This window comes from Sunxiuqinia sp., assembly GCF_055140945.1.
In genome coordinates, this window is sequence record NZ_JBSQYS010000002.1 from 84978 (window position 1) to 100913 (window position 15936).

The window sequence follows — 15936 nt, forward strand, 5'->3', positions numbered from 1 at the left end:
ACTTACGATATCACTTTGCGATCGAATAAAAAGAACCAAAAAGATATGCTCGAAATAAAATCACTAACCAAAAGCTTTCAATCCGGATCGGGCGAAAAAAGAGTCATTCTTAATGGATTGAATTTAACCGTAAAGGAAGGCGAAAGTGTGGCCATTGTAGGGCCGTCCGGTTCAGGAAAAACCACATTGCTGAATATGTTGGGAGCACTAGATCAACCAGATAGCGGCGATGTATTGTTGGATGGCGAATCAGTTTTTACTAAAAATGAGAAGGAGTTGGCTGCATTTCGTAACCGGTCGATTGGCTTCGTATTTCAATTGCATCATTTGCTGCCGCAGTTAAACTTGTTGGAGAACGTGCTGCTTCCTGTTATTGCCCAACAAAAGCAAATTGATGAATCTGCTAAAAAACGAGCAGAAGAGTTGACTCATAAATTGGGAATTGAAGCCTTGCTTTTACAGAAGCCGGGACAGTTATCGGGGGGCGAATGCCAGCGCACGGCAGTTGCCCGGGCATTGATCAATCAACCCAGAATATTGCTGGCCGACGAACCAACCGGAGCGTTGGATCAGCATGCATCGGATCAGCTAACCGATTTGTTACTGCAACTCAATAAAGAGCACAAGACAAGCTTGATTGTAGTTACTCACTCAATGAATCTCGCTTCAAAAATGGATAAAATTTATCATCTCAACGAGGGGAAACTACAACTGAATAAGGCATGAATAGTTTGAAATATGCGTTTAAATCGTGGCTCCACTATTGGAAATTAAACCTGACTATTGTACTTGGTGTAGCGCTAAGCGCGGCCATTTTGTTTGGTGCCTTCGTCATTGGTGATACCGTAAAATACAGCCTCCAACAAATCACCCTGCAACGATTAGGCGAAACCAATTGGGTTGTAACAGGTGGCGAACGATTGTTTCGTGCGGATTTAGCAAATGAAATTGTGACTGAAAGCAATGAGGTAACTTCGATTTTGTTTGCCAACGGTATGGCCGTGTTGAACGGTGGACAAGCTCGAGCGGGTCAAATACAAGTTTGGGGAGTAGCGAATGGTTTTAATGCTTTTGCCGAAACCGACAGCTTATATAAGTTTAACGGAAATGAAGCGGTAATTAATGCGCAGCTGGCCGAAGTATTGGGGGTGAATGTGGGAGAGGAAATCCTGCTGAGAGTGAACAAACTGAGCACCTTTCCGGCGAATACGCCTTTTGTGTCGGCCGATGAAAGTACGGTTTCATTTCGTGTGAAGGTGAAGGCCATTGCCGGGCAGAACGAAACAGGCAACTTCAATTTACAAAACATTCAATCGGTTCCAAAAAATGTGTTCCTATCGCTGGACTTTTTAAACCGACAAATGGATTTGAGTGAAAGGGCAAACGTAATTTTAGTGAATGCCGGGGGAATGCAGGAAGCAGATTTGTATGAACGGATTTCGGTGCATTGGAAGTTAGAAGATTTGAACCTTGCCATCCGGGAAAATGTAGCTTTAGATTATACTGAGTTGATCTCCGACCGTGTTTTTATTGAGCCATCCATTCTTGAAGAAATAGTACACAGAGAAGAAAAGGCCTATCCGGCGTTTTCTTATTTCGTCAACAAATTTCAGTTGGGTGATCGGCAAACGCCTTATTCGTTTGTTACAGGTTTACCCGAGCAAATGGCTGCTATTGGGGATGGCGAAATGATCATTAATCAATGGTTAGCCGAAGATTTGAAGACCGAATCTGGAGACTCAATTTCTGTGACTTATTTTGAGGTTGGCCCGCTTCGTCAGTTGAAAGAAAAGACAGCTTGGTTTCAAATTTCCGGGGTTGTTGAAATGGAAGGACAGTGGGTCGATCTGAACCTGATGCCTGATATCCCGGGCTTGTCAGATGCCGGGCACTGTAGCGATTGGGAAGCAGGCGTTCCCATTGATTTGTCTGACATCCGCCAGAAGGATGAAGATTATTGGAACAAATATAAAGGAACACCAAAAGCATTTGTCAGCCTGAAAACAGCTCAAGAATTATGGGGTAATCGCTTTGGAAATGCGACAGCTATTCGCGTTAATCATAGCGATGAAGCTGACTTAGAAGAATTGGTATTATCGACACTTCAGCCACAGGATGTTGGTTTTCAGGTAAAAGATGCTAAAGCGAATGGTTTGCAAGCTGCGTCGCAAGGAAGCGATTTTAGCGGTCTGTTTATTGGCCTTAGCTTTTTTGTGTTGTTTGCGGCTTTATTATTGGCTTATCTGATGTTTGAACTGTATCTGAATTTTCGTCGTCGCGAGATTGGAACCTTACATGCCATGGGATTCTCTCCAGCCAGAATTCGACAGTTTTTCTTCTCCGAAGCCTTATTTATTGTGTTCTCCGGAATCATACTCGGCTTGCCACTCGGTTTGGCATACAACAGCCTGATTATGGACGCCATCAATTCCATTTGGCGCGATATTGTGCGAACTTCTATTTTGCATGTTTTGGTTACACCGATGGATGCTGCACAAACTATTTTAATTGTGGTGGTCATTAGCTTGACAACAGTATGGTTTGTATTAAGGCGTTTTGCCAAACAGGCGATCGTATCAGTTCAGCAACAGCAAGTTCCAAAATCCAAAGCAGGTAAACGATCATTTTGGATTGGAATATGCTTGGTTGCTTTATCTGTTATGATGATGGTCTGGCAAGGGATTGGTCAGGAATTGAATGCTGCAATCTTTTTTACCAGTGGTTTTGTCTTACTTCCCGGATTAATTTTATTGGTAAACAATTGGTTTATTCGGAACGACACTGCGTCTTCCCGGAAACTGTCAGCAAGCTACCTTTCTTATAAGCTGATTTTAGCTAATCGCCGAAGAAATATGTTGATCATCAGCTTCCTCTCAATCGGCGTGTTTTTAGTACTTTCTACCGGGCTCAATCGTAAAGATTTGACGAGTCATGCCGATCAAGCCTCGTCTGGTACCGGTGGCTATGCTTTTTTTGCTCAAACCAGTTATCCTGTTTTGTATGATTTAAATGCTGCGGAAGGTCGATTTGAATTAGGCTTGGAAGAATCTCCAGCTCAATTTGTACAGTTTCAGGCTGTACCGGGTGATGATGCCAGTTGCCTGAATCTGAACCGGGTGAAACGGCCTCGGATTTTAGGTTTCGACGTAATGAAATTTGATCAACGTCAGGCGTTTGCCTTTGCCACAAAGTCTGACGAGTTGGATGCACAGCATCCGTGGATGACTCTGGAAAAGCCGTTGGGAAATGGGCAAATTCCGGCTGTTGCCGATCAAACGGTCATAAAATGGGGATTGGGAAAATCAGTTGGCGACACACTCGTATATCAAAATGAAGCGGGAGAACAAATTGTGTTGAAGTTGGTTGGTGGATTAGCCAATTCTGTTTTTCAGGGAAATATTTTGATTGCTGACAGTTTGTTTTATGCTAATTTCCCATCGGTAAGTGGTTCGCAAGTATTTTTAGTTGAGGCACCTATTTCGGAGGAAGAAAGCCTGCGATCAGCCTTTCGGAATTATGGTTTGGAAATTTCATCAACCAAAGAACGCTTGTTGCTTTTTTATCAGGTTGAAAACACTTACCTGAACATCTTTTTAATGTTAGGCGCCTTGGGTTTGCTTATTGGAACAGTCGGACTTGGTATTATTATTTTTCGGAGTATTTATGAGAGTCGCACACAATTCGCCTTGTTAGAAGCAACCGGTTTTCGTAAGCAAAATATCCGGCAATTTGTTTTACGCGGTCACCTGCTTCTTGTTTTGGTGTCGCTTGTGTTAGGACTCATACCGGCAATTCTTTCCGCTTTACCCGGTTTACTGTCTGCATTGTATGTTGGTTTGCTTTACTGGAGCTTATTAATCTTTGTAATTGTCCTGCTGAGTGGCTGGCTTTGGGTTTTTATCGGCAACCGACTGGCTATGCGAGGAAGTTTATATCAATCGCTTCGAAATGAATAACACATAAAAAGGGAACAATTCAACATGAATTGCTCCCTTTTTATGTATTGACTTCCATCTAAGTTTTATTTCCGCATCATCATATGCATAATTCCACCACCATTGCTGACACTTTCAAATCCGGCTTGTTGCAATATTCGTTGGCCGTATGCTGAACGGGCTCCGGACGCACAGTAAAGTGTAATTTCCCGTGATTTACTACCCAGTTCGTTCATACGACCGGTTAATTCATCCAGTGGAATATTAATGGCGTTTGGATAAGCACCACCCTGGAATTCCTGGGGAGTGCGCACATCTACCACAATTGGTTCGTTTGAAGCCGTATCTGTTTCTTCTTTGGGTTTTTGGTGTGCCATCATGGTTGTTAAACCACCGCCATTTTTTACATTGCTAAAACCAACTTGCATGAGCATTCGTTGTGCATACCCCGAGCGTGCACCTGAGGCACAATAAACGACAATCTCGCGAGACGCATTCTCTCCCAACTCTTCAAATCGGTACATCAGTTCATCCAACGGAATGTTAATCGCGTCGGGATAAGCGCCGCTTTCGAACTCTTCAACAGTACGCACGTCAACAACAATCGGTGAATGATCATCGATTACCTTGTTGGTTGTCTGTTCTTCTGGTTCAGCTACTTCTTCTTCCAACGTCTTCTTTTCGATCTTTAGCAAATCAATCGCAATATTTTCGAATCCAATCGTTCTGGCGTGACGTTGCAATGACGTATGGCCACCTGATATATTGGTTACATCGCTAAATCCAGCTCCAAGCAATGTTCTCAGAGCTTGATGGCCTTTCTTGCCGGTTTCGTCATAAACGATTATTTGACGGTTGGAAGGAATCTCGTCCATTTGCTGTGATAACAATTCGAGAGGAATATGAATCGCACCTTCAATATGAGTTTTTTCAAAAGCAAAAATGTCGCGCACATCAATGTAAACGGGATTTTTATCGGCTACAAAACTATCCAATTCAGAAGCTGTAACCGATGGGCTGAAGCCTGATTTTCTGTTTTCTGCTGTGTACGCAGCCATATTGATGGCATCGTTTGCCGTTCCAATTGGAGGTGAGTAAGCTAAATCAATATCGGCCAAATCGTGAATCGTTAGTTTGGTGGCAGCAGCAGTAGCAATTACATCCAAACGTTTGTCAGCTCCTTTATAGCCGGCAGTTTGTCCACCCAAAATAACTCCGGTGTTCCGGTCGTAAACCAAAAGGCTGGTCACTGTTTCTGCTCCCGGATAATAGGCCGTGTGATGTTCTTTATGAACGGTGACAGCATCGGCATCGATTCCCAAAGCACGAGCTTGTTTTAATGATAAGCCCGTAATTCCGGCAACAGCTTCAAAAACACGAACTACCGATGTTCCGATAGCTCCTCTGTATTCATGGTTGCCTCCCAGGGCATTTTCGGCGGCGATTCGCCCCTGACGGTTAGCTGGGCCTGCTAATGGAATACGAACTTTTTTACCGCTCACACGATGCTCTATTTCCACCATATCGCCAGCTGCGTAAATATCAGGATCGGACGTTCGTAACTGAGAATTAACCAACAAGCCTCCCGCTTCGCCTAATTCTAATCCGGCATCTTTTGCAAGTTGCAGGGTAGGGCGCACACCAATCGATATGATTACGATATCGGCGTCTAACGTTTTTCCGTTACTCAGCGAAACTGAGTTGGATTTTATTGCGGTTACTCCGGTGTTCGTGTGAATTCCCACTCCGTATGAAAGCAATTCATTTTCAATAAATCCGGCAGTTTCACCTTCCATAATGCCCATTACGTGCGGCATCATTTCAACTACATTTACGTTTAACCCTTGTTTTGCCAGGGCTTCAACCATTTCCAGCCCAATAAATCCACCACCAACAACTACGGCATGCTTTGGCTTTCTCTGTTCCAGATGATCTGAAATTTGATCCATGTCATTCAATGTCCACAAGCTGAAAACATGATCCAGATCAGCGCCTGGTAATGTTGGATTGATTGGTTTTCCTCCCTGAGCCAAAATCAGCTTTGTGTACTCATAAGTCTTTCCTTCGCCGGTAATCGCATGAGAGGTCAACACTTGATGTGCAGCTCTATCTATTTTAACAACAGCGGTATTTGTATGCACATTTACATCGTACTGTTCCTTAAAACTTTCCGGACTCTGTAAAATCAGTTTTGAACGGCTTTTGATGTCGCCGCCAATGTAGTAAGGCAACCCGCAGTTTGCAAATGAGATGTCTGGCCCTGCTTCGAGCATAGTTATTTGAGCTGACGGGGAAATGCGTCTTACTTTTGCTGCAGCTGTTGCTCCGGCTGCAACTCCCCCTATAATTACAATTTTTTCCATGTCTTTTGTATTTTAATTTGGGTGAAAAGGCGACTGTTTAGCTAGCCTTTGCAATTTCATTCAATAAATATTTTTTGCTTTTAATTCCGACGAAACGTCCAACTTCTTTTCCGTTTTTAAAAAGTATGAGGGTGGGAATATTTCGAACTTTAAATTTTTGAGCCAATACCTGGTATTGCTCGATATTCACTTTTCCGATGTAGGAATTTCCATTTAATTCTTCTGATACATCATTTAAAATAGGGGCCATCATTTTACATGGTGCACACCAACTGGCCCAAAAGTCAACCAAAACCAATTTGTTTTTTGTTTTCTGTTGAAAATTTTTGTCTGTAAGTGTTATAATATTTTTGTGATCATCAACCATTGGCGTATTTTTCATTTTGTTTTTGGCAACTTTGGCCAGAATGAAAAAACCGACAATGACGAGAGCAAGTATTCCAATAATTATTTGCACCATTTTTTTTTGTTTAATTGTTTTCGTGACAAAAGTATTTCTAATGTGCAACGTGGGAAAGAGTATTGACTGAAGGCTTTCCAACTTTCGGGTTGAAATACATCAACTTTTTTATTGATTTATTCCTAACTTCACAACTTCATAAATTATTAGGATTTCATGAAGACGATTTCAGAAAACGATAAAGATTTCATTTGCGACATACAGACGCCTTGTTTTCAGGTTCTTGAACCGGAAGAGGTGGAGCTGGTGCGATCAAGCCGTGCTCAGGTACATTTCAGGAAAGGGGATAATTTAACCAAACAAGGGGCTTTTGCTTCGTATATTTTATTTATCATCAGTGGTTTGTCAAGACAGTATTTGGAGGGCGATAACAATAGAGTATATAATTTGAAAATTATTCAGCAGGGTGAGTTTGTTGGGCTATCATCTGCCTTTGTGAATAATACCTTTGATTATTCGGCCGTGGCATTAACCGATTGCATGGCATTTTTGATCGAAAAACAGGCGATTGCAAAAGTTGTTAACCAAAATGGTTTGTTTGCTTCTACTTTTATTCAGCGGTTTTGCGAGCAAGAATCCGGACTGTATGAAACAATTCGGCAGGTTCTTTACAAGCAAATGAATGGGCGGTTGGCCGAAACTTTGCTTTATTTGAATGGTTTTAAAGCTAGTAATCCTGAAATTTTTCAGTTGCTTACCCGGAAGGATCTGGCTGATTTTGCCGGCATATCTATGGAAAGTGCGGTTAAACTTTTGAAAGGATATGAAAAAGACGGGTTGATCGAACTGAAAGACAAAGATATTACCATTTTGAAAAGAGAAACGTTGCAGGAGATTAGTTTGCGGGGGTAGTGTAACTATGTATCTACTAAAAACAACAATGGGAACCACTCTTTATGAATAGCTCCCATTCACTACTTAACAACCGGAGTTGTTTTTCGTGTCAGGCTACTGTTATTTTGACTGGCTGATCCTTGAATCTAGGATTCTGGTTTTCAACCCCTGGCTTTCCGGTAGTGCCTTTTACAGCAAAACTTTCCAGCTGTCCTTTCAACAAACCCGAAGGTTGTTTTCCGGGACGAAGTTTTCGATAGCTTTTGAGGATTTCGGGTCTTTCGATCTTCCATTTCCCAAATTTTGATGTCTAATGAACGTGAGTTCCTTCGATCTCTTGTTTTCGTTCGGGAACGAATTCCTTGCAGAAAACAGCCATCAATCTTAAAATTACTTTCGTCTTACCGAAGTAAGTTGATTTCGTTTTAATCAAGCTTTTAAAGAACTGGTCTTCGGTTGCTTAAACTTCGGCTCTTACGATGTGCAAACCCTGAGGTTTGGATGATTTGACGCTGGTTCAACTAAGTACTTTTGTCGCCTCCACATCTTCGGAGCAGTCTTTTATCGCTTACCTGATACAATCAAAATTACGACACAAAAGCTATATAAGGCAACTATTTTAGGGTTTTTAAATTAACGCTGTTTCAACCAGAGAAATTAACAATTGTTAGTAAGCTACACATCTCTTTATTGACGCGTATTTATCGAGGTTTATGATCTGATAATTCGTTGTTATTAACAGTCTGTCGCGAGTTTTTGAATTGTCTTTTTAACGATTGCCGGATTTTTAGTAAGTCAACAACCAATTAGATAGGTAAGATTTAACAGAAAGACAATGTGTGTTTTTTCATTAGAGCTTGTCAGTATCTCTTCCAAAATCAAAATTGTATTCAACTACTTATGAGTTGCTGTTTTGCGACCAAACAATACATAGAGATGATCCGGGCGAATATACGCCGGGAAGTAACCTGTCCAATAAAAGCTCACTTTGGAGGAAGCAATTTTTGATCAAAAAAAAATGCCCTTTTTCAAAGAGCATTTCAAGTCAGTTATTTTTCAAGTCAATTAACATCCACCATTTTTTTCGCCGGCTTTTTCATGATACCATTTGAGAGGGAATGAAGAAGGACGTTCGATTGGCAGACCGTATAAACGATCCATCACTAAACTTGCCAGTACTCCAAGTGCTCTTGAAACACCAAACAAGACGGTGTAGAATGAGTGTTCTTTCAATCCGTAGTGGTAAAGCAATGCTCCTGAGTAAGCATCGACATTTGGCCATGGATTTTTAACTTTTCCGGTAGCTTCCAAAATTGGAGGAACAACGCGGTGAAGTGTATTTACAATGTTAATTAATTTATCATCTTTCACATATTTTTTAGCAAACTCTTGTTGTGCGGTAAATCGTGGATCCGTTTGACGTAACACCGCATGACCGTATCCCGGGATTACACGACCCTCACCCAAGGTTTTCTTTGTGTAAGCGATAATGTCCTCTTCTGTTGGATTGTCTTTATCCAATTCCTGAATCATGTCGAAAATCCAGTTAATTACTTCCTGATTTGCGTAACCATGAAGCGGACCGGCTAATCCCAGCATTCCGGCAGCATATGAGTAATATGGATTACTCAATGCAGAACCGACCAGATGCGTGGTATGTGCCGAAACATTTCCACCTTCATGATCAGAATGGATTACCATATACAAACGCATTAAGCGTTTTACTTCCTCCGAGTCATGTCCCATCATGTGTGCCAGGTTTCCAGCCCAGTCTAAGCGTGGATCTGGTTCAATATGTTCGTCATTGAAGAACTGACGACGATAAATGTATGCTGCGATTCTTGGCAAGCGGGCAATAAGGTTCATCACATCTTCATAAGTCGTATCCCAATAATGCTTTTTATGAACACCTGCGCGATATGCTTTTTGGAAAATAGAGTCTGTAGCCATACTTAAGATGGCGGCACTAAATTGTGTCATCGGACGCGAAGTTTTCGGTAGCGCATCGATGACATCAAAAACGTGCTGAGGCACATAAGCACGAGTTGCCCAGTCCTTACTAATGTTTAAAACATCATCTCTTTCAGGAATTTCACCAATTAGCATTAAGTAAAAAAGTCCCTCCGGGAGTGGTTCTCCCTCAGGGTTTAGCCGTGGCAATTTATCACGGAGTTCGGGTATTGTGTAACCACGAAAGCGGATACCAGTTGTTGGATCTAACTTTGAAGTGTCAGTAATTAAGCTCGGAACTCCTTTCATACCGGTCATAACCTGACCGATCGTAACATTTGCGATCACTTTGTCGCCATGCTCATTTTTTAGCTTTTGGTATTCACCAATGCACTTGCTGGCTTTTTGATAAAACTTATTCTTAATGTATTCCATTCTTATTTTATTTTAGTTTTGATTTTACTCATAAGTTAACGAATATTTCAGGCTATATTATTCAAACCTATTGATTCTACTATTGTTTAGTTTGCAATTAAACTATCTCTCAAGTTTTCATCAATGGCGTTTAAAAACTCTTGAGTCGTCAGGTAGTGTTCTTCTTTTAGATCTTTTCCATGAATAATTAAAGCCAAGTCTTTTGTCATCTTGCCACTTTCGACCGTGCTGATGCAAACCTGTTCAATTGTGTTGGCGAAATCAATCAATGCTTGGTTCTCGTCCAGTTTTCCACGAAAAGCCAGTCCTCTTGTCCATGCAAAAATTGAAGCAATTGGGTTGGTCGATGTCGGATTTCCTTTCTGATGCTGGCGGAAGTGTCGGGTAACTGTTCCGTGAGCAGCTTCAGCCTCCATTGTTTTTCCATCGGGTGTCACTAATGTTGATGTCATTAATCCGAGTGATCCAAAGCCTTGAGCAACGGTGTCTGACTGAACATCACCGTCATAATTTTTACAAGCCCAAACAAAGCCACCTTCCCATTTCATCGCTGCAGCCACCATGTCATCAATTAAACGATGTTCATAGGTGATGCCGGCTTCTTCGAATTTTTCTTTGAACTCATCATTAAAGACTTTCTCAAATATGTCTTTGAAGCGCCCATCGTATTTTTTGAGAATGGTATTTTTGGTGGACATGTACAGTGGCCATTTTTTCGCAAGAGCTTGGTTCATGCATGCGCGGGCAAAGCCAAAAATAGATTCATCGGTATTGTACATTGCCATTGCGATACCATCACCTTCGAAATCATATACGTCGTATGACTGCACTTCACCACCGTCTTCAGGTGTGAATGTAATGGTTAGTTTTCCTTTTCCTTTTGTCAGGAAATCGGTTGCACGGTATTGGTCACCAAAAGCGTGACGTCCGATACAAATAGGTTTTTTCCAACCGGGCACCAATCGGGGGATATTATTAATAATAATGGGTTCTCTGAATACAGTACCACCTAGAATATTTCGGATGGTGCCGTTTGGAGATCTCCACATGCTTTTCAAATTAAATTCAGAAACCCGCAACTCGTCGGGAGTGATGGTTGCACATTTGATGCCTACTCCGTATTTTTTTATTGCATTGGCTGCATCAACTGTAATCTGATCATCAGTTTCGTCACGTTTTTCCATGCCCAAATCGTAATACTTGATGTCAAGATCAAGATATGGGAAGACTAATTTTTCTTTAATGAATGACCAAATAACCCGGGTCATTTCATCTCCGTCTAGCTCTACTACTGGATTTGCTACTTTGATTTTTTCCATTTTCGGGTGTCTCTAAAAAAATTTATTAGTTATTTTGTTGTCTGATTAAATTTAACGCTGAACCGGCTTTGAACCAACCAATTTGTTGACTATTAAACGTGTGGTTTAATTCGATTACCTCCTTATTGCCATCATCATGAACCAATTCTACATGAAGTGTTTTACCCGGTGCAAAATCCTCAAGATCGATAAAATTGAACGTGTCGTTTTCCTGGATTTTATCGTAATCAGCTTCGTTCGTAAAAGTTAAGCCCAACATGCCCTGCTTTTTCAGATTGGTTTCATGAATTCGGGCAAATGATTTTACAATGACAGCTTTTACACCTAAATGACGTGGTTCCATGGCAGCATGCTCGCGAGATGAGCCTTCTCCATAATTGTGGTCACCCACAACAACTGTTGGAATATTAGCAGCCTTGTATGCTCTTTGAACCTTCGGAACTTCATCGTATTCACCGTTCAATTGGTTTTTTACTTTGTTGGTTTCACCATTAAAGGCATTTACTGCACCAATCAACATGTTATTCGAAATATTGTCCAAATGCCCGCGAAAACGCAACCATGGTCCTGCCATGGAAATATGGTCGGTTGTGCATTTCCCTTCAGCTTTAATCAAAAGCTTTGCTCCAGTCATGTTTTTCCCATCCCAGGGTTCAAAAGCCTCAAGCAATTGCAGTCGTTTTGAATCAGGAGAAACAGCAATTTTTACAGAAGAACCATCTTCTGCCGGTTCTTGATATCCTGCATCTTCGACCGCAAAACCTTTGCTTGGTAATTCTTCTCCTGTTGGCGGATCAAGTTTCACCTTTTCTCCCGATTCGTTAATCAGGGAATCAGTTAGTGGATTAAAGGTTAAATCTCCGGCAATTGCCAACGCTGTAACTAGTTCAGGCGATGCTACAAAAGCATGTGTATTTGGGTTACCATCGGCACGTTTTGAGAAGTTTCTGTTAAAGGAATGTACAATGGTGTTTTTTTCGCCTTTGTCTGCTCCCGCGCGATTCCACTGACCAATGCAAGGTCCGCAGGCATTGGCAAAGACACTGGCTCCAATCTTATCAAAAATATCAATAAATCCATCGCGCTCAATGGTATAGCGCACTTGTTCAGAACCCGGTGTTATTGTGAATTCTGATTTCGTTTTCAAATTTTTATCTACGGCCTGTTGCGCCAAAGACGCTGCTCTCGAGATATCCTCGTAAGAGGAGTTTGTACAAGACCCAATTAAGCCAACTTCAATTTTTGTTGGCCAGCCATTTTTTTCAGCAGCCTCGGCAACTTTTGAGATTGGAGTTGCCAAGTCCGGAGTAAATGGTCCGTTCAAATGAGGTTCCAATTCATCCAGGTTGATTTCAATAAGCTCATCAAAATATTTTTCAGGATTAGCATATACTTCATCGTCAGCAGTTAAATGCTCTTTAATCTTATTTGCTTCATCTGCAACTTCATATCTACCTGTTGCACGCAGATAGCGTTCGATCGATTCGTCGTATCCGAAGGTGGAAGTTGTTGCACCAATTTCAGCACCCATGTTACAGATTGTTCCTTTTCCGGTTGCTGAAAGCGATTTTGCACCTTCGCCAAAGTACTCGACGATGGCTCCGGTTCCACCCTTTACAGTTAAAATTCCTGCAACTTTCAGGATAATATCCTTAGGAGCAGTCCACCCACTCAGTTTTCCGGTTAGCTTTACACCGATCAATTTTGGGAATTTAAGTTCCCAGGCCATTCCCGCCATGACGTCAACGGCGTCGGCTCCACCAACTCCGATAGCGACCATGCCAAGTCCACCAGCATTGACCGTATGCGAGTCAGTACCAATCATCATTCCTCCGGGAAATGCATAATTTTCGAGCACTACCTGGTGAATAATTCCCGCTCCGGGTTTCCAAAAGCCAATTCCGTATTTATTTGATACCGACTCTAAAAAGTCAAATACTTCTTTATTGTTATTGAGGGCAAACTTCAAGTCTGCTCGTCCACCTACGCTAGCTTGAATCAGGTGATCGCAATGAACGGTTGAAGGAACAGCTGTTTGTTCTTTCCCTGAATTCATAAACTGAAGCAACGCCATTTGTGCTGTCGCATCCTGCATAGCTACTCGATCAGGAGCAAAATCAACATAGTCAACTCCACGCTTGAACGCCTCTACTTTTTCGGGATCAAAAAGGTGGGTATACAATATTTTTTCGGCCAAAGTAAGGGGCCTTTTAAGTACGTTTCTGGCCAATTTTATACGAGGGCCAAAGTTCTCGTAGGTTTTTTTTATTAAATCCAGATCAAACATATTATGGTTTTTTAATCAATTGTATCTTTCGAGGTAAAATAAATTCATCTTCCTTAACAAAAACAGGGCATAAAGGTTTGTTGCAACGGCATTAAGATATCAAAAAATATGAGATTTGGCAGGTTTATACACTCATGTTGTAGAAGCGTATTCTTTTATTTAGAATTAATAAAAAGAAGCGTATTGCTTTTCTCTTGATGAAATGAGTTGGTTGAAAGTTGGAAATTGGAATTTAGTAGTGCTGATATTAGTGAAAGAGACAAAAGCTGATTTTTGATTGTCGCTGACTTCAAACTTGCAAAAATTATAGAGTTTCTCGCTCATCCTTGTAAAAAGTATATTCCATTTTAACCGAATGTGTTGCATAACTCTACAGTGTTGAAAAAATAAACAAATATTTTAAAAGGTAGAAATACAGATAGATAGATGAATTCGGAATGTTTACTGTTTAAAAAGTCAACAATCCTTTCTGTTGAATCATTTAGCGATTTCGCTTTCAATCACCTGAAATTGAGATTGTTGATGCCTGTGTGTTTTTTTGGCACTCTATTTGGCTAATGACTAATCAGATGAATTATTGATCAGCATATCAGAGTGTTAAGCATCTATTAGTAAATGAAACCAATTAATATCAACACAATGAAAACCTTTTTATTATTTTTTTCTCTGTTATCATTGATTATTTGCAGCATGACAGGTTTTTGCAATGAGGTCAGTGATAACCAAACAGGAGATGAGCCCACGTCCGGCGAAGTAAAATCTTTGCAGCTAATGAGTTCTCCTGAGTTATCTGAACTGACCTTGAATTGGGTGGCCGACTTCAGTAAAACAAAGCCGGATCTAAAAATCGCTTTCTCACAAATAGACGATGGGGTAGCGATTGAACCGGAAACCCTCTATTTTCTTGATACCGATCAACAGGCAATGGATCAAAACGAGCTTGCGTGGAAAATGGTCATCGCCCACGATGTGATTGTACCAATCATCAATTCCAAAAATCCACTTCTTGAGGAAATTTACAGGATTGGGATTACTGCAGAAGATTTAGGAAAGGTTCTGTCTGAAGATTCAGGTTGGTCTTTGGTCGTTGAAGGCGCACCCGAAAAGCCTATTAATTGTTTTATGCTGGATAATCAGCAGGTAGCTTCAACGATTACCAATTATACAAAAGCAGAGGTGCCAGCGTTTCAGACGACAACAATAGTTTCCGCACAGGACTTAATTTCATCCGTTCAGAGAGATCCATATGCGATTGGCTTTTGCAAACTTGTCGATGTTCTTCAACCGGAAACAAATGCTTTTACCGATCAAATCAGTATTCTTCCGGTTGACAAAAATAGAAACGGACGTCTTGATAGTTTTGAAAACATGTATGACAGTCCCGATCAATTGACCAGGGGAGCTTGGATTGGAAAGTATCCACGGAGTTTATCTGGGAATATTTATGCGCTGGCAACTTCGGAGCCATCCAAGCAAACAGCTTTAGACTTTTTGGTGTGGTTGAACAAAAATGGACAGAACTATCTAAATAACTCTGGCTATAGCATTCTTTCAGGCAGAGAAAAGACCGAAAACCTTCTGGCGTTGGTCAAGCCGGTGGCTCAACCTACTTTGGCAGACACTCCTTTAATTCCTTTGGGTTGGAAACTGGCGATTGGTACAATGATTTTACTTTTACTTATCGTTCTGATCCGGTCGAGGCGTAAACAACAGAATGGTATCCTAAGTGAAGATATTGCCACTACAAATTCGCTGAACGAGAAGTCCATTCATGCACCCGCTGGTTTGTATTACGGAAAATCACACACCTGGGCATATATGGAACCGGATGGAATGGTAATTGTCGGGATTGATGATTTTATGCAACATCTGACAGGATCCCTCACTCAGGTTATAATGAGGGAATCAGGTGAAAAAATCCGCAAAGGTGAAAAAATTATAACTCTGGTTCGCGAAGGAAAACAACTGGATCTTTATTCGCCGGTTTCAGGAGTGATCAAACTACAAAATCAGCGATTGCATGATCATCCTGCCGGTATCAATGCAGCGCCATACACTGATGGATGGACCTATTTAATTGAGCCGGCAAACTGGCATCGGGAAACCCGCTTTTTATTAGTGGCTGAAAAGTACAAGGAGTGGCTCGAAGATGAATTCAACCGACTGAAGGATTTTCTGGCCAATTCAGCCAATGCCAACGATAAGGTTTTTAATCAACTCATCATGCAGGACGGTGGCGAACTGACTGACCATGTTCTGGCCAACCTTTCACCGGAAGTTTGGCAAGACTTTCAAACCGAATTTATTGATCATGCCCGCTAACGAATTTGAAAATCCTCACTAAATATTGAAA

Annotated in this window: 9 protein-coding genes; 4 read left to right on the forward strand and 5 right to left on the reverse strand. The window is 41.3% G+C overall.

Annotation, left to right across the window (positions count from 1 at the left end):
- The first annotated feature begins 45 nt into the window (after positions 1-45).
- Together ACTB00_RS01145 and ACTB00_RS01150 are read left to right on the forward strand one after the other, a co-directional pair.
- Entirely contained in the window at positions 46-726 is a 681-nt protein-coding gene (locus ACTB00_RS01145) for an ABC transporter ATP-binding protein (protein ID WP_463298112.1), read from the forward strand.
- Entirely contained in the window at positions 723-3956 is a 3234-nt protein-coding gene (locus ACTB00_RS01150) for an ABC transporter permease (RefSeq protein ID WP_463298113.1), read from the forward strand. The genes ACTB00_RS01145 and ACTB00_RS01150 overlap by 4 nt, the downstream gene beginning before the upstream one ends.
- 65 nt (positions 3957-4021) lie before the next feature.
- On the opposite strand, the gene ACTB00_RS01155 is transcribed toward ACTB00_RS01150, so the two are convergent.
- Together ACTB00_RS01155 and trxA are read right to left on the reverse strand one after the other, a co-directional pair.
- On the reverse strand, positions 4022-6298 hold the full coding sequence (locus ACTB00_RS01155; protein WP_463298114.1) for an FAD-dependent oxidoreductase: 2277 nt from the start codon (positions 6296-6298) through the stop codon (positions 4022-4024).
- A 37-nt stretch (positions 6299-6335) separates the two neighbouring features.
- Complete coding sequence (gene trxA, locus ACTB00_RS01160) at positions 6336-6758, reverse strand: thioredoxin (RefSeq protein ID WP_463298115.1); 423 nt, start codon at positions 6756-6758, stop codon at positions 6336-6338.
- 156 nt (positions 6759-6914) lie between these two features.
- Here trxA and ACTB00_RS01165 point away from each other — a divergent pair, with 156 nt between their 5' ends.
- Entirely contained in the window at positions 6915-7610 is a 696-nt protein-coding gene (locus tag ACTB00_RS01165; RefSeq protein WP_463298116.1) for a Crp/Fnr family transcriptional regulator, read from the forward strand.
- 1047 nt (positions 7611-8657) lie between these two features.
- Here the strand turns inward: ACTB00_RS01165 and ACTB00_RS01170 are convergent.
- The 3 genes from ACTB00_RS01170 to ACTB00_RS01180 all read right to left on the reverse strand — a co-directional run bounded on the left by ACTB00_RS01170 (position 8658) and on the right by ACTB00_RS01180 (position 13583).
- Positions 8658-9977 (reverse strand): citrate (Si)-synthase, encoded by a 1320-nt coding sequence (locus tag ACTB00_RS01170; protein ID WP_159517008.1) that lies wholly within the window; start codon positions 9975-9977, stop codon positions 8658-8660.
- A gap of 86 nt (positions 9978-10063) precedes the next feature.
- The gene (locus tag ACTB00_RS01175; protein ID WP_463298117.1) at positions 10064-11296 is read right to left on the reverse strand and encodes an isocitrate dehydrogenase (NADP(+)); all 1233 of its coding nucleotides are present in this window, start codon (positions 11294-11296) and stop codon (positions 10064-10066) included.
- Between the two features lie 25 nt (positions 11297-11321).
- Positions 11322-13583: an aconitate hydratase gene (locus ACTB00_RS01180; protein ID WP_463298118.1), complete on the reverse strand. Its 2262-nt coding sequence runs from the start codon at positions 13581-13583 to the stop codon at positions 11322-11324.
- A 690-nt stretch (positions 13584-14273) separates the two neighbouring features.
- On the opposite strand from ACTB00_RS01180, the gene ACTB00_RS01185 reads away from it, so the two are divergent.
- Complete coding sequence (locus ACTB00_RS01185) at positions 14274-15905, forward strand: hypothetical protein (protein WP_463298119.1); 1632 nt, start codon at positions 14274-14276, stop codon at positions 15903-15905.
- Positions 15906-15936 lie beyond the last annotated feature (31 nt).